This is a genomic window from Candidatus Palauibacter soopunensis, from assembly GCF_947581735.1.
GTDB lineage: Bacteria > Gemmatimonadota > Gemmatimonadetes > Palauibacterales > Palauibacteraceae > Palauibacter > Palauibacter soopunensis.
Map to the genome: position 1 here is coordinate 27,372 of NZ_CANPVT010000053.1, position 15,755 is coordinate 43,126.

The window sequence follows — 15,755 nt, forward strand, 5'->3', positions numbered from 1 at the left end:
TACGGGCCGTTCCCCGGTCGAGGTTTCGGTGGCTCTGGCCCGCGGCCGTGGGTGGGGCAACGTTGAGCGGACAAGACAGGTGCGCAGTCCAGGAGGTGTCATGCGCGTGACACGAGCGGTCGCCCTTTTGGCGTTGCTCTCTTGTGCGGGGTGTGACGCGCCGTCCGCCGATCCGGCGGCGGCCGCTGATCATTCCCATGCCGGCGGGGGAGCCGTGACGCACTGGACCGAGTCGCTCGAACTCTTCGTGGAGTACCCGCCGCACGTCAGGGGGGTCGCGAGCGATGGGTGGGCCATCCACCTCACCTGGCTGGCGGACTGGAAGCCGGTGCGGGAGGGGCGCCTCGTGCTCCTGCTCCGGGGACCGGGCGGCGCCCGCGAGGAGATCGTACTCCAGGCCCCCGGGAGCCCGGGAATCTACAATGCGAGCCCGACCCTCTCGGAGACCGGGATCTGGCGAGCGGACATGACCCTCACCGCCCGCGGCACGGACCACGCGATCCCGGTGGGACAGCTGCAGGTGTTCGCGAGCGAAGATGCGCTCCCGCACGACGAGGAGCAGCCGCCTCCGGGGCTGATCGCGCTGCCGAAGGAAGAGCAGTGGGCGATGCCGTTCGAGATTGCGATCGCGGAGCCGCGGCGGATTCCGAACTCGATCCCGGTGACCGGGGAGGTCGCGGCCCCCGCGCGCGGCCTTGCGCACGTCTCGACGCCGGTGGCGGGCCTCCTGCTCGTCCAGGGGCCATCGCCCGCCCCCGGCGAGGAGGTGCGGGAGGGGCAGACGTTGGCGTTGATTGCCCCCACGAGCCTCGACGATTCGTACGCCCGCATGCGGGCAGACGTGGTGGAGGCCGAGCGCGAGGCGGACCGGACGGAGCGTCTCTTCGCCGCCGGCGCCATCGCCGAGCGCCGCCTGGAGGAGGCGCGGCATGACCTCGAGGTGGCCCGGGCGGCGTTCGAAGCCGTGGGAGGCATTCACGACGCCGATGGGGACGGCGGTTCCGATCCGCACGTCTACCGGCTTCGGAGTCCGATCGGGGGAGTGATCGCGGATCGCCACGTGGCCCCCGGCGAACACGTCGCCGTCGGGACACACGCGTTCACGGTGGTGCGTCCCGATACGCTGTGGTTCGTCGCGCGGGTTCCGGCCCGCCACGCCGAGGCGGCCAGCGAAGTCCACGGGGCGTGGTTCACCGTCGAAGGCGCGACGCACACGCATGAAGCCGACCGCGTGGTGTCCGTGGGCAGTATCATCGATGCCGGGAGCCGGGCGTTGCCGGTCCGGTTCGCGGTGGCGAACCCGGACGGGGAGCTCAAGGTGGGGATGCTGGCCGAAGGGCATCTGCTCCTCGGTGAGCCCGTGGAAGGTGTGGCGGTCCCGACGCCGGCGATCCTGGACGAGGACGGGCTCTCCGTCGTCTACGTCAAGGTCGGCGGCGAAGCGTTTCAGCGGCGAGTGGTGGAGACCGGTCCCTCGGACGGGTCGTGGACCATCGTTCACTCCGGGGTTTCGGACGGCGAACAGGTGGTCGCCGTCGGCGCCTATCAGGTGAGACTGGCCTCGCTCGGCGACGTCGAGGTCTCGGACCACGGACATCCGCACTGAGGACGCCGGGATGAGCGCTCCCGGACCGGCGGGAGACCGGCCGGGCCTCCTGCATGGACTGCTGGACCGGCTCGTCCATGCATCGCTTGAAAACCGTTTCTTCGCCGTGGCCGCCGGGGTCCTCCTCCTGGCGAGCGGGGGATGGGTGGGGGCCACGCTGCCCGTCGATGTTTTTCCCGACCTCACCGCTCCCACCGTGACGGTGCTCAGCGACGCCCACGGACTCGCCCCGGAAGAGGTCGAGAGTCTCGTCACCTTCCCGATCGAAACGGCGGTGAACGGAGCGGCCGGGGTTCGCCGGGTCCGGTCGAGTTCGGCCCAGGGGATCAGCATCGTCTGGGTGGACTTCGACTGGGGCACGGATATCCTCCGTGCCCGGCAGATCGTGAACGAGCGGCTCCAGCTCGCCACGGCCCAACTGCCCGAGGACGTGAGCGCGCCCGTCCTCGCGCCCGTGAGTTCGATCATGGGCGAGATCCTGCTCGTCGGCATGAGCGCGTCCGCCACGCAACTCATGGAGGCGCGGACGGTCGCCGACTGGACCGTGCGGCGAAGGCTGCTCGCCGTGCCAGGGGTGTCACAGGTCGTGTCGATCGGCGGACAGGTTCGCCAGTACCAGGTCCTGATCCATCCCGAGCGTCTGCTCGCATACGGCGTCGGGCTCGACCAGGTGCTGGAGGCGGCGGCGGGATCGAACCGGAATGCGTCCGGAGGCGTCTATCGCTCGGGCGGGCGCGAGATCCTGATCCGCGGCATCGGTCGCGCCCGCGATCTGCAGGAGATCGGCCTGACCGTCGTCGCCGTGAGGGAGGGGGTACCCGTCCTCATCGAGGACCTGGCGGAAGTTCGGATCGGCCCGCGCGTCCGGCTCGGCACCGCTTCCGTGAACGCGGAGCCCGCCGTCGTGCTCTCGATCCAGAAGCAGCCCGGCGCCAATACGCTCGAACTGACGGATCGGATTGACGCCGAACTGAACGAGATCGAGGCGGAACTCCCGGCGGGCGTGGCCTTCGAGAGGGCCGTGTTCCGACAGGCCGACTTCATATCGCTTGCGGTGGAAAACGTAATCGAAGCCCTGCGCGACGGTGCGCTGCTCGTCGTCGCGGTACTCCTGCTCTTCCTGTGGAACCTGAGGACGACGGCGATTTCCGTGCTCGCGATCCCGCTCTCGCTGGCCCTGGCCGTCATCGTGCTGCGGCTACTCGGGGGCACGATCAACACGATGACGCTGGGCGGCATGGCCATCGCCATCGGCGCGCTGGTCGATGACGCGATCATCGTCGTCGAGAACGTGTACCGCCGCCTCCGCGAAGACCGCCGCCGCCCGCCGGAGCGGCGACGACGGCCCCTCACCCTCGTCCGGGACGCGGCGCGGGAGATCCGGAACCCGATCCTCAGCGCGACGCTCATCATCTCCATCGTCTTCGTGCCGCTCTTCTTCCTCTCCGGCGTGGAGGGGCGCATGCTCCGGCCGCTGGGACTGGCGTACATCGTGAGCATCCTCTCGTCGCTGCTCGTCGCGGTCACGGTGACGCCGGCACTCTGCCACATGCTTCTGCCGAGCGACCGGGCGATCGGCCGCCCGCGCGACCCGTGGCTGATGCGCGGGCTCGAACGGGCGTACGGACGCGTCCTCGATGGGGCGCTTCGCCGTTCCGGGGCCGTGCTGGGCGGCGCGGTGCTCCTGTTGGCCGGCACCCTCGCTCTCGTGCCCTCCCTGGGACGCGGATTCCTGCCCGAGTTCCAGGAGGGGACGCTGACCATCTCCGTCGTGAGCCTGCCCGGGACATCGCTCGTGGAGTCGGACGCGATCGGGGCCCGCGTGGAGCGCCAGCTCCTGGCGCACCCGGCGGTCGTCTCCACCTCGCGGCGGACCGGTCGGGCCGAACTCGACGAACACGCACAGGGCCCCAACGCCTCCGAGGTCGATGCCCGGCTGGACCTCTCGGAGTACGGCCTGGAGGAGGTCATGGCCGCGCTCCGCGACGACCTCGCGGGACTTCCCGGGACCAGCGTCACGATCGGACAGCCGATCGGACACCGGATCGACCACATGCTCTCCGGCACCCGGGCGGCCATCGCCGCGAACCTGTTCGGGCCCGACCTCCGGCAGCTGCGCGACATCGCCGGCGAGATCGAGACCGTGGCGGGGACGGTGGAGGGCCTCGTGGACGTCTCCGTCGAGAGGCAGGCGGACATACCGCAGCTTCAGGTCCGCGCCGACCGCCGCGCCATGGCCCGTCACGGCGTGACGCCGGCCGATATGGCCGCGGCCGTCGATGTCGCATTCCAGGGAGAGGAGGTGTCGCTCATCCGGGAAGGCGACCGCGCGTTCGACCTCGTGGTTCGCTACGCGGACGAACACCGCACGGACCCGGAGGCGATCGGCGGGACGCTGATGACGACGCCGGCGGGAGCGACCGTGCCGCTGTCGCAACTGGCATCGATCGTGCCGTCGCTGGGGCCCAACGCGATCAGCCGCGAGAACGTGCAACGAAAGATCGTCGTGAGCGCGAACGTCGCGGGACGCGACGTGGGCGGAGCCGCGGAGGAGCTTCAGGCGCGGGTCGCCGCCGAGGTCGAACTGCCGCCGGGCTACTACGTCCAGTACGGGGGGCAGTTCGAGAGCGGGCGGGAGGCGACGCGGCGGATTACGCTGCTCTCGCTGTTCTCGATCGCCGCCATCTTCCTCATCATGTTCCGGGCTTTCGGGAGTGCCCGGATCGCGGCCCTTCTCATGGTGAACCTGCCTCTGGCGCTGGCGGGAGGCGTGCTCGCGGTCCTGCTCATCGGCGGCACCGTGAACATCGCGACGCTGGTCGGGTTCATCACCCTGTTCGGGATCGCGGTGCGCAACGGGATCCTTCTCGTGAGCCGCTATCAGGATCTGCGTGCGGCGGGCACCGAACTTCAGGCGAGCATCCGGCGCGGCTCGATGGAACGTCTCAGCCCCATCCTCATGACGGCGCTCACGGCGGGCCTCGCGCTCGTGCCGCTCGCGCTGGGAATCGGCGAGCCCGGCAAGGAAATCCAGGCCCCGCTCGCCGTCGTCGTTCTCGGGGGCCTCCTGACGTCCACCACGCTCAACATGGTCGTCGTTCCGGCCTTGTTCCTGCGCTTCGCCGGGCCCCTCAGCGGAAGCGGTCGATGGAGAAGAGGGCCGGATCCCGGGAGGGCGGCTCCTCCGTGAGGCGGTCGGCCATGAGCGACCCGAGGACGGGCGCGAACTTGAACGCGTGCCCGGAGCCGCCGGCGAACAGCACCACCTCGGGATGGCCGGGGTGGCGGTCGAGGATGAAGTCCTCGTCGGGCGTGTTCGTGTAGAGGCAGACCGACGCGTGGGCCAGCGCGCCCGCCACGCCCGGCGCGTACCGTCCGAACAGCCTTCGCAGATCGTCCGCCTCGGAGGCCCCGACTTCGCGGACGACCCGTTCGGCATCGGTCCGGCGTCCGGCCTGGAAGTGCATCCCCGCCTTGAGACCTCGCGCCGTGGGTGGGAATCCGTACCACGTACCCTCCCGTTCGAGTTCCCACACCCAGGCGGGACCCTCCGCGAGCACGTCCGCATGCACCCCGGCGGGCTCGAACCAGTACTGCACCGTGCGCTCCACTTCGAGCGGAAGGGAAAGTCCGGGAAGCAGTTGCGGAGTCCACGCTCCCGCCGCGATGGCGAGCCGCCGCGCCGCGTAATCTCCCCGCTCCGTCCGGACCCGGACGCCCGAGGCGGAGGTCGACCACTCGAGCACGGGCTCGTCGAAGCGCAGGTCCGCGCCCGCGGCCGCCTCCAGCGTCGCCTCGATACAGGCCTCCAGTGAGAGAATCGCGGCACCCGGTTCATAGATGGTGACGGTCCCGGGATCCGGGCGGAGCCAGGGGAAACGCTCGGCCACCTCCTCCGCGGATAGGAGGACATAGTCGGTGTCGGGCCGCACGACGCCGCGAAGCGGGCTCCCCGCGAACGCTCGTCCGTCCTCCGGCCCCATCATGAGGGCGCCCGCCGTCCGCAGCAGCGTCCTGCCCGACGAGCGCTCGAGGTTCTTCCAGCGCCGGCAGGCATCGTGGACGAGCGGCACGTAGGGAGACCCCTGGTACCACGCCTCGCGAATCATCCGCGTGTCGCTGTGCGCCGATCCCATCGTGTGCGGGGGCGTGTAGCGGTCGAATCCGACCACCGAATGTCCCCGCCGGACGAGTTCGGCCGCCGTTGCGCTTCCTATCGCTCCGAGCCCGATGACGGCGAAGTCGTGCATGTCGATGCCCGCCGACTCAGCGTCCGATTCTCGGGAAGGCGAGGCGTTGATCGGCCTCCACAACGGAGACCGCCCCCGCGACGCCATCCACGACTTCGAACACGAACTGCACGGCGGAACCGTGCAGAAGGAAGGTCGTAGGGGACTGGGGGAGGAGTCGGAACGCCGCCTCGCCGGTGCGCGCGGCCATGAGAACGCCCTCCTCGAGCGTGACGGTCAGCGTTGTGGCCGGGTCGACGCGGTACTCGCCCACAAAGAGGGACAGGTTCCCGGGTTCCAGGCGCACGATGGGGAGCCGAAGCGCGGGATCGGGCTCGATGCCCAGATCCGACAGACGCTCCAGGAGCCGGGGCATCCCGGGATTGTACGCGAGCGCCTCGCGGATGTGGTCGGACGCCGCGTCCACGGTCCCGGCCTCTTCGTGAAGCTCGGACAGCGCGAAGCGGATCGCGGGGAGTTCGGGCGTCCCGGCCGCGTAGGCCTCGAGGATCGCAATGGCCGTGGCCGGCTCGCCCTCCCGGAAATGGCCCGCGAGCCTCAGGATCTGACCGGCGGAGTAGTCGTATTCCTCCGGTCGCGTACGCCGCCAGTTCTCGAACCTCGACATCGCCGCCTCGACCCCGCCCGCCTCGACGATCGGCAGCAGTCGTTCCGCGATCGACGGTTTAGGGCGAACCGCTTCGGCGCCCCACAGGACGTTCGTCAAACCCTCCACGAGGGGTCCCAGGTCGGAGGATGTGTTGTCCAGCAGCGCGATGAGGCGTCCGTGGTCCGGGAAGACGCGCAGGTAGGAGGAGAAGCCGAAGATTCCTCCCGAGTGTTCGATGACGCGCACGCCGCTGTCGTCCCCGATATCCCGCGTCCGCACACCCACGCCGTACCCGTACGACCCGGATTCGAGACCGGGGGTCGTCATGCGCACCAGCGTCTCCGGGTCGCGGAACAGGCCTCCTTCGACGAAGAGGCTGGAGGCCCAGCGAGCGAGGTCGCCGACGGTGGAGTAGAGCATGCCGGCGGCATACGGCACGGACGGATCGATGAGGCGCGCCGGCCGATAGCCGACGAGATTGCGTGTGTGGCCGCCGGCGTGGCCCTCCGGCGGCCAGAGCGCATGATCGTACCCGGTATCGCGCAACTCCAGCGGCTCGAGCACATACGTGCGGAGGGCCTCGTCGTAGCTCAGCCCCGTGACGCGTTCCGCGATCCAACCCAGAAGTACATAGCCCGAGTTGGAGTACTCGAAGTCCGTGCCCGGTTCGAAAGAGAGAGGGGCCTCCCAGGTGAGCGTGAGGATCTCGTGCGGCGAAAACGGGGTTGCCGCTTCCCAGTCCATGAACCCCGGGACGTTCGTGTGGCTCGGCAACCCCGAGGTGTGCGTGAGCAGGTGGTGGAGCGTGATCCGTTCCGCGAACTCCGGCGGATATTCCTCGACGTAGCGGCCCACCGGGTCCTCGACTCGCAACAATCCCTCCTCCTCGAGTCTGAGGATCAGCGCTGCCGTGAACTGCTTCGTCAGCGACGCGATGCGAAACCGCGTGTGCGGGGCGTTGGCGCCACCGCCCGCAAAGTCGGAGCGGCCGAACGCTCCCTCGAACAGGATCTCGCCCGCGTCGACGATGAGGGCCGCGCCATTGAAGAGCCTCAGGTCATGGAAGGAACGGAGGTATCCTTCGGCCCGTTCCGCGCGCGGCTGCGCCTCGACGGCGGACGCGAGCCCAACGACGAGCGCCGCGGCGAGACCGTACTTCCAGGATATTTTTCGACGCGGATACAAGCGGGATCCTCCCATGAAGCAGAAGCGGCCGGAAAGCTCGCGTCCCCTGAACGAAAGGGATAGGATCGCATCATGCGCTCGATCTCAAGTCGGCAGCGGTCCCGGATTCTGGAACTGGAGGAAGCTGCGCGGCCGCTCGACCCCGACGCGGGCGAGCGCGACCGCCTCATGGCCGAGGTGCACGCCTACGCGCAGCGGTTCCTCGATGAACTCCCCGAACGACCCGCCTACCGGCACGACAAGTCAGCCGTCGCGGAGATCCGGGAACTCGGGCTCGGGACCGATACGCGGCCCATCGAGCGGCTCATCGACCGGATCGACGAATCCGTCGTGGGGGCGGGACTCGTGCCCTCGCACGGCGGGCACCTCGGGTACATCCCCGGCGGCGGCATCTACGCATCCTCGCTGGCGGACTATCTCGCGGCCGTCACGAACGAATACGCCGGCGTACGGTTCACCGGGCCGGGCGCGGTCGAGATGGAGAACGTCATCCTCGACTGGATGGCGCGTTTCACGGGATACCCGACCACATGCGCCGGGAACCTCGCCTCGGGAGGCTCGATCGCGAGCCTCATCGCCGTCGTCACCGCCCGCGAGGCGGCCGGCCTTCGCGCTCGCGACTACGAAAGGGCCGTCGTCTACTCCTCGTCCCACCTGCACCACTGCCTGCACAAGGCGCTCCGAATGGCCGGCGTGGGAGAGGCGGTGCGGCGCGACGTTCCGCTGGACGGGGACTTTCGCATGCGGGTCGACGCGCTCGCCGAGCTCGTGGCCGAGGACCGCGCGCGCGGACTCCGGCCCTGGCTCGTCTTCGCATCGGCGGGCACCGTGGACATCGGCGCCATCGACCCGCTCGCGGAGATCGCGGACGTCGCCGAGCGCGAGGATCTATGGTTCCACGTGGACGGCGCCTACGGCGGCTTCTTCGCCCTGCTCGAGGAGATGCGGCCCGCGCTGGCGGGGCTGGAACGCTCGGATTCCCTCGTCCTCGACCCGCACAAGGGCATGTTCCTCCCATACGGGACCGGCGCCATTCTCGTCCGCGACGGGAACGCCCTGGCGGAGGCGCACGCGTCGGGCGCCAGCTATCTGCAAGACACGGTGGAGGCCGAGCGCTGGGGGCCCTCTCCCGCCGCCGTGTCGCCGGAACTCACCAAGCACTTTCGCGGGCTGCGCGTCTGGCTGCCGCTCCTGCTTCACGGGGAGGCGCCGTTCAAGGCCTGCCTTCGGGAGAAGCTCGAACTCGCACGGTACTTCCACGGAGAGATCGAGGCGCTCGGGTTCGAGGTGGGGCCGGAGCCGCCGCTGTCGGTGGTGACCTACCGCTGGGTCCCGGAGTCGGGCGACGCGGACGCCTTCAACCGGGCGCTGATCGAAGAGACGCACCGCGACGGCCGGGTCTTCCTCTCCTCCACGACGATCGACGGGACCTTCCTGCTGCGGATGGCGGCGCTCGCGTTCCGGACGCACCTCCACACCATCGATCTGGCGCTCGAGGTCCTCGCGGAATCCGTGGAGCGACTCGAAGCCCACCCTGAGCGCTGGCGCTCCGCGGCGCCCGCCGAAGCGCTCGCCGGGGGAGGCGGCGGCTGATGGCGGGTTCCGGCCCCGGGCTCGCCCGGCAGGACGTGCGGTTCGAGCCGGACGAGCGTCCCCCGCTCCCCATGGCCGCCGGACTCGGCGTCCAGTACGCACTCATCTGCCTCGCCAGCATCGTCCTCACGCCGACGGTCATGATCACGGTGGCGGGCGGCAGCGCCGAATACCTGTCGTGGGCGGTGTTCGCGGCGCTCGTGATCAGCGGCGTCACGACGGCGATCCAGGCGCGCAGAGTGGGACGGATCGGCGCCGGCTACGTGCTCATCATGGGAAGCACGAGCGCCTTCATCGCGGTGAGCGTCACCGCCATCGAGCAGGGCGGGCCGGGCATGCTTGCGGTGCTCATCATTGCCTCCTCCATGGTCCAGTTCCTTCTCGCGTCCCGGATGGCGCTCCTGCGCCGGGTCTTCACGCCCACCGTGGCGGGCACGGTGCTGATCTTGATCCCGGTGACGCTCACCCCGATGATCCTGCGGAAGCTCGCGGAGGTGCCGGCCGGCGCCCCGCTGGCCGCGGGTCCGGTCGTGGCCGGCGTGACGCTGGCGGTCACGGTCCTGGTTCCGCTTCGGTTCTCCGGCGCCCTTCGGCTCTGGGCCCCGGCCCTCGGGATCGTCGCCGGATCTCTCGTCGCCGGTCTCGGGTTCGGGATCTACGACATGTCCACCGTCTACGAAGCGCACTGGATCGGCCTGCCGGACCTGGCGTACCCCGGTGTCGACTTGAGCTTCCGCCCCGAGTTCTGGGCTCTGCTGCCGTCCTTCCTCATGGTGACGCTCGTAAGCGCGATGGACACGCTCGGCGACGCGATCGCGATTCAGCGAGTCTCCTGGCGCAGGCCCCGCGCGATCGACTTCCGCTCCATCCAGGGCGCGATCGCCGCCGACGGCGCGGGCAACCTCCTCTCCGGTCTGGCGGGGACCGTCCCCAACACGACCTACGGCGTGGGCATCGCCGTCGCCGAACTGACGGGCGTCACCTCCCGCGCCATCGGCATCTGCGTCGGCGTCGTCTTCGCGGCATTCGCCTTCCTGCCGAAGCTGCTCGCCCTCATTATCGCGATCCCCGGCCCCGTCGTGGCGGCGTACTTCATCGTGGTCGTGGCGCTGATCTTCGTCTTCGGGATGAAGATCCTGCTCCAGGAGGGGCTGGATTACCGCAACGGCCTCGTGGTCGGCGTCGCCTTCTGGCTGGGGATCGTCTTCCAGTTCGACTGGATCTACCCGGAGCATATCACGGGGGCCTGGGAGGAATTCCTCGGCAACGGCATGACGGTCGGCGGCATCACGGTGATCCTGCTCACCATCTTCGCGGAGGTCACGGGGGGGCGTCGCCACCGCCTCAAGACACGGTTGTCGGACGACACGTGGTCGGAAGTCGACGCCTTCCTGGTGAAGTTCGCGGCGCGCAGGGGCTGGGACGAGGAGATGGAAACGCGTCTGCGCGCGGTGGGCGAGGAGACGATGCAGATCCTCGGCCGCGCGGAGGCCGAAACCGACGCCGATGATGCGCGAAGCCTGCTGCTCATCGCGAGCAGCGATGGCCCCGCGGCGGATCTCGAGTTCATCGCGACGACGGAGGAGAAGAACGTCGAGGATCAGCTGGCGATGCTCAGCGAGGTGGCCGCGGGTGTCCCCGTCGAAGCGGAGACCCCGCTGCGGCTGCTGCGGCACTACGCCTCCTCGATTCGCCACCAGCAGTACCACGACATCGACATCCTGACGATCCGCGTGGAGTCCGGCCCCCAGGTCGCCGGCGACTTCTAGCGGCGACGCGCCGGTTTAGCCGGGGGTCGCCCGATCCCGGGACGGAACGATGATCGCCTTGGTGACGGCGAGCCGCTCGACATCGGCGAGTGCCTGCCCCGTTTCTCCGAGGCCGTATTCTCCCCCGATCACCCGGGCGAAGGGGAGGCGGTGCCGCGCGAGCAGGTCGAGGGCGCGCGAGACGTGCGGCAGCTCGGTCCCCCAGCGCCCCTTCACGGTCGCGTGCTTCCGGTTGATGTCGAGGTGCGGGTTGATGGAGACGGGACCGACGTCCGTGTAATGGCCGGCCACGACGTAGGTGCCCCCGTCGCGGAGGAGGGCGAACCCCTCCGGGATCGCCGCCGGGTTGCCGCTCGCCTCGATGACGACGTCGGCGCCCCGGCCCTCCGTGAGGTCGGCCACGGTGGCCGACCGGTCGGGCCCCGACGTTCGGTTCAGCGACAGCGTGTCGTCGGCGCCCATGGCGGTGGCGAGGTCGAGGCGCTCGTCGGGGTCGCCGATGACCACGAGCGGGCCGCAGCCCCGGACCCGGGCGAAGGCGGCGGCCGCGAGGCCGACGGGGCCGGAGCCCTGGACGACGACCGTGTCGCCCGGCCGGAGTTCCGAGCGCTCGACGGCTCCGAAACCGGTGAAGAGCCCGCAGCCGCCTCCGATGACATCCGCTGTCTCGAGCCCCTCGGGCAGCTTGAAGATCGACGTGTCGGCGGTGAGCCGCATGGACGTCGCCCACCCTCCGAGCAGTCCTTCGCGAGCGCTGAACGTGATGCCGTAGACGCGGCGGTGCGGGCACAGGTTCGGCTGCCGGGCCGCGGAGCAGTAGAAGCAGCGATGGCACGTGCCCACCACGTCGAAAAAGGTGACGGTGTCCCCCTCCGCCAGCGGCCGCCCGGCGGCGTCGACCCCCGGGCCTCTCGTCTCCCGGATGCGTCCCACGCTCACGTGCCCCGGGATGATCGGCCAGGGCACGCCCGCGAGTCGTCCGTGATGGAGATGGACATCCGTCCCGCACACCTCGCTCGCCTCGATCTCCAGCCACGTCTCGCCCGATTCGAGTTCGGGGTCATCGAAGTCCCGAATCTCGAGCGGTCGTTCCGGTCCAGTCATCACCGACGCGCGCTGTGACACCTCGCCTCCCCTCCGCGGAGTTCTCAGGTTGGCTCTCGGAGCGTATCATACGGCCTCCTCCGCGGGAGATGAGAATGTCTGGAGCGCACATGCGAAATCGTAAGCGAGCCCGCATCGGCCGCCCGGCCGGTTTTCTCGCCGTCGCCGCGCTGCTTGGCGGGTGCGGCGGCGAGGCGGAACGGCAGGTGTCGCTGGAGGCGGGCGAGGTCGAGTTCGATCGGCCGCCGCCCAGCGGCGAGCCGTACGTGTCGGTCGGGGCCGGGGGCCGCGCCATCCTGACGTGGATCGAGCCCGAAGAGGGCGTGCCCGCGTTGCGGCTGGCGATTCGTGGGGAGGATGGCTGGTCCGAGCCGCGTACCGTGTGGGCGTCGAAAGAGATGTTCGTGAACTGGGCGGATTTTCCCTCGTCGGTCGAGATGTCCGATGGCACCCTCGCCGTCCACTGGCTGGAGAAGGTCGCCGACGCTCCCTACGCGTACCATGTCATGCTGGCGCTCTCTTCGGACGATGGGATGACGTGGACGGAACCGTTCCGCGCGCACGACGACGATTCGCCGACGGAGCACGGCTTCGTGTCGATGGTGCCCTGGGGTGACGGCGCGGGGCTGACCTGGCTCGACGCCCGCGCCATGGCGGGCCATGCCGGCGGTGGCGAGCACGTGGCCGGCGGCGGAGGGGGAGAGCGCGGGGCGATGTCCGTCCGCTTCCGCACGCTCGCCCCGGACGGCCATCTCGGCCCCGAGGTGCTGCTCGACGACCGCACGTGCGAGTGCTGCCAGACCGCGCTCGCCCGCGTGGGCGAAGGGCTCGTGGCCGCGTACCGTGACCGCGGCGAATCCGAAGTCCGCGACATCGCCGTGGTGCGCGGGGCAGGGGAGCGCTGGACCGAGCCCGCTCCGCTGTCGACCGACGGCTGGGTCATCCCCGGCTGTCCGGTGAACGGGCCGCAGTTGAGCGGAGACGAAGAGGTGCTGACATCGGCCTGGTACACGGGCGTCGACGGCACACCGCAGGTGTACGCAGCGTTCTCGAATGACGGTGGCGCGACGTTCGGTCCCCGAATCCGCGTCGATGAGGGGCTGCCATTGGGGCGCGTGGACATCGAACGACTCGACGACGGCTCGGCCGTCGTGGTATGGCTGGAGGCTTCCAACAACACACCGCGTGTCCTCGCCCGGCGGGTCGATCCGGACGGGTCGCTCGGGACGCCGCTTCTGATCTCCGAGACTGCCGGCGAGCGTTCGAGCGGGTTCCCCCGCATGGTGCGGACGGGCGACGAGTTCCTCTTCGCGTGGACGATCCCCGGCGAGGGAGGCGGCGTACGCGTCCGCTCGGTTCGACTCTCCGACTGAAACCCGCCGCCCGGGGAGCGAAACGCCGGGAAGACGAGGGGTCAGGGGACGAGAAGCACCTTAGCGACTCCCTCTTCCGCCGCTCGGCCGAAGGCCTCCGGAGCGGCGGAAAGCGGCAACCGCTCGTCGATGAGGTCGCGCACTTCGAAGTCCCCGCGCCTCAGCGCCGACAGGGCGTCCTCGAACGGTCCGCACCGGGAGCCGAGGAGTCGGATTTCATCTACCACGATGGATGAGGTGTCGACAGGTAACTCGTTTTTATGCGTACTCTTGAGAACGATCGTGCCGCGCGGCCGAACGGCCCGGCGGGCGGCCGCGAAGCCGGCGGACGCGCCGCTGCATTCGACGACGAGATCGTAGGCCGCCTCTTCCACGGCGGCGACCGGCCCGGCTGCGAGGCCGGCCGCGCGCGCCCGGGCCAGGTTCCGCTCCGATCTCCCGGCGACCTCCAACCCGGGTAACCGAATCGCCAGCACGCGCGCCACGAGTTGCCCCAGCCGTCCCGCCCCAACGACCAGCGCCCGCGTCATGCGATCGCATTCCATCTCGCTTTCGATCTGCCGCAGGACGCGGCAGGCGGCCGCCACCGGTTCCGCGAACACGGCGGCCTCGTCCGGAAGCGACTGCGGCACGCGATGCAGGTTCGCGACCGGCGCGCGCAGCCATTCGGCGAACGCGCCGTCACGGCGGTGGATGCCGATCGTCTCGCGTTGCAGGCAGTGCGTGGGTCGGCCGTTCGCGCAACTGAGGCAGAGCGGCCCGGCACGCCGCGAGCGGCAGGTGACGTTGATCTCCGACACGACCCGCGCGCCGACCCACTCGGGCGGCCCCTCCGCGACACGTCCGACGAATTCGTGCCCCGGAATCCCCGAGAAGTCGCGGTATCCGCGGAGCAGCTCCAGGTCCGTCCCGCAAACGCCCGCGATCGAGACCCGAATGAGGGCCTCCCCGGGCTCGAGAACGGGCCGCGGGAGGTCGTCGCGCACGCGGACCTTGCCGCCGTCGATCCAGGCGGCGATCACCCGCGGCGCCGCTCGAGGATCTCGTGGAAGGAGCGCGTCTCGAGTTCGGCGGCCGTGAGACCGGAGCGCGCCGCCTCTTCCGCCGTCAGCGCGCCGCTCGCCAGCCCCCGGAGAAAGAAGTTCAGAAGGCCCTGGCCCGACGCTTCATCGTCGAACACGGATCCCGTGAGGACGGCCTGTCCCGCCGCGGTCACGAAGCGGTCGAGCCGGCTCGCCGCCGCGTCCAGACCCTCGAGGAAGAAGGAGAATACGGCCGCGAAGCGGGAGACGAGCTGTGCCGGGTGAAGGTCCCAGCTTTGGCAGAACCCCTGGTTCAGAGACCGCCGAACGTCCGAATAGTGCAGGCGCCATGCGTCATGCACGACGGCCATGTTCTCCACCCCCTCGGCCGCCGAGACTGCCGTCTCTCCGCGATGAGGTTCGACGGGGAGCACGTTCGTCGCCCCATCGGAAAGCCGGACGCCGGTTCCGGCGAGCGAGAGTTGAAGGACCTGCCTCGCCATGTCGCACAGCGGATGCCCCAGCGTCTGTGCCTCCGCCGCAACCCCCACGGAGCCCGTGAGGTCGTACGCCCCGAGATGCACCGTGCGGCACCGTCCCCCCGCCGCCGCGACAAGCCCGGGGAGGGCGATCCGTCCGTCCGGCGCCACGAGCGACTGCGGCGTCTCGATCATGAGGTCGATGGCCACCTGCCTCTCCGGCAGGCCGAGCGTCGTCTCGAGCCGGTCCAGGGCCACGGAGAGCCTCTCCACCTGCCCGGCCGCGACGATCTTGGGAAGAAGCACCGTGAACCCCTCCGGCAGGTCGCATCGGGTTCGCGCGAACGCGGTAAGGAAAAGCTCGAGCGTGCGCAACGCGCGCCCGTCCGTGACTTCGGACAGGGACTTGATGCGGATTCCGAGCGTGGGCGGGAGACTGCCGGCCACGACCCCCGCCGCGACCTCCACCGCCGCCGTCGCCGCCGCCTCATCTTCCTCCGCTTCGGACCGACTGCCGAAACCATCTTCGAAGTCGATCAGAAAGCCCTCGACGGGTTCACGTTCGAGCTTGGCCCGCACGCGCCCGTGCACCGCTTCCGCGGTCGCGGAGGGGAGGCGGTTTCCGAGCGCCTCCCGCAGCGTGCCGGGGTCCGCCGCGTACCGGTCGAGATAGCCTCCGGCGATCCGTCCGAGCTTCGCCGCCGTGTCCCGCCGGAAGAGGTGGGCTCCGCCGGCAACCGTATGCACAGGCTGTTTTTTCATGGGCTCAACTTCCGCGGCCCCGT

At 70.0% G+C, this 15,755-nt stretch carries 10 protein-coding genes; 5 read left to right on the top strand and 5 right to left on the bottom strand.

Annotated features, from left to right (window positions below; translation table 11 throughout):
• Positions 1 to 214 precede the first annotated feature (214 nt).
• Both RN901_RS13550 and RN901_RS13555 read left to right on the top strand, forming a co-directional pair.
• Positions 215 to 1,606 carry an efflux RND transporter periplasmic adaptor subunit gene (locus RN901_RS13550; protein ID WP_310758829.1) on the top strand — a complete coding sequence of 464 codons (1,392 nt, stop codon included), beginning with the start codon at positions 215 to 217 and terminating at the stop codon, positions 1,604 to 1,606.
• Positions 1,607 to 1,616: 10 nt separating this feature from the next.
• Positions 1,617 to 4,796, top strand: a complete 3,180-nt coding sequence (locus RN901_RS13555; protein WP_310758830.1) for an efflux RND transporter permease subunit — start codon at positions 1,617 to 1,619, stop codon at positions 4,794 to 4,796.
• On the opposite strand, the gene solA is transcribed toward RN901_RS13555, so the two are convergent.
• Both solA and RN901_RS13565 read right to left on the bottom strand, forming a co-directional pair.
• Entirely contained in the window at positions 4,738 to 5,856 is a 1,119-nt protein-coding gene (gene solA, locus RN901_RS13560; RefSeq protein WP_310758831.1) for an N-methyl-L-tryptophan oxidase, read from the bottom strand. The genes RN901_RS13555 and solA overlap by 59 nt on opposite strands.
• A 16-nt stretch (positions 5,857 to 5,872) precedes the next feature.
• Positions 5,873 to 7,630: a serine hydrolase gene (locus RN901_RS13565; RefSeq protein ID WP_310758832.1), complete on the bottom strand. Its 1,758-nt coding sequence runs from the start codon at positions 7,628 to 7,630 to the stop codon at positions 5,873 to 5,875.
• Positions 7,631 to 7,702: 72 nt separating this feature from the next.
• Here RN901_RS13565 and RN901_RS13570 point away from each other — a divergent pair, with 72 nt between their 5' ends.
• Positions 7,703 to 9,223 carry a pyridoxal-dependent decarboxylase gene (locus RN901_RS13570; protein WP_310758833.1) on the top strand — a complete coding sequence of 507 codons (1,521 nt, stop codon included), beginning with the start codon at positions 7,703 to 7,705 and terminating at the stop codon, positions 9,221 to 9,223.
• Positions 9,223 to 10,992: a solute carrier family 23 protein gene (locus tag RN901_RS13575; protein ID WP_310758834.1), complete on the top strand. Its 1,770-nt coding sequence runs from the start codon at positions 9,223 to 9,225 to the stop codon at positions 10,990 to 10,992. The genes RN901_RS13570 and RN901_RS13575 overlap by 1 nt, the downstream gene beginning before the upstream one ends.
• A 15-nt stretch (positions 10,993 to 11,007) precedes the next feature.
• On the opposite strand, the gene RN901_RS13580 is transcribed toward RN901_RS13575, so the two are convergent.
• Positions 11,008 to 12,117, bottom strand: coding sequence for a zinc-binding dehydrogenase (locus tag RN901_RS13580; RefSeq protein ID WP_310758835.1), 1,110 nt, complete (start codon positions 12,115 to 12,117; stop codon positions 11,008 to 11,010).
• 89 nt (positions 12,118 to 12,206) lie between these two features.
• Between RN901_RS13580 and RN901_RS13585 the strand changes: the two genes are divergently transcribed.
• A complete protein-coding gene (locus RN901_RS13585; RefSeq protein WP_310758836.1) occupies positions 12,207 to 13,469 on the top strand; it encodes a sialidase family protein in 1,263 nt (420 codons plus the stop codon).
• Positions 13,470 to 13,510: 41 nt separating this feature from the next.
• Here the strand turns inward: RN901_RS13585 and RN901_RS13590 are convergent, their stop codons facing one another.
• Complete coding sequence (locus tag RN901_RS13590; protein WP_310758837.1) at positions 13,511 to 14,491, bottom strand: alcohol dehydrogenase catalytic domain-containing protein; 981 nt, start codon at positions 14,489 to 14,491, stop codon at positions 13,511 to 13,513.
• A complete protein-coding gene (locus tag RN901_RS13595) occupies positions 14,488 to 15,732 on the bottom strand; it encodes a hypothetical protein (protein WP_310758838.1) in 1,245 nt (414 codons plus the stop codon). Before RN901_RS13595 ends, RN901_RS13590 begins: the two co-directional genes overlap by 4 nt.
• Positions 15,733 to 15,755: the final 23 nt, after the last annotated feature.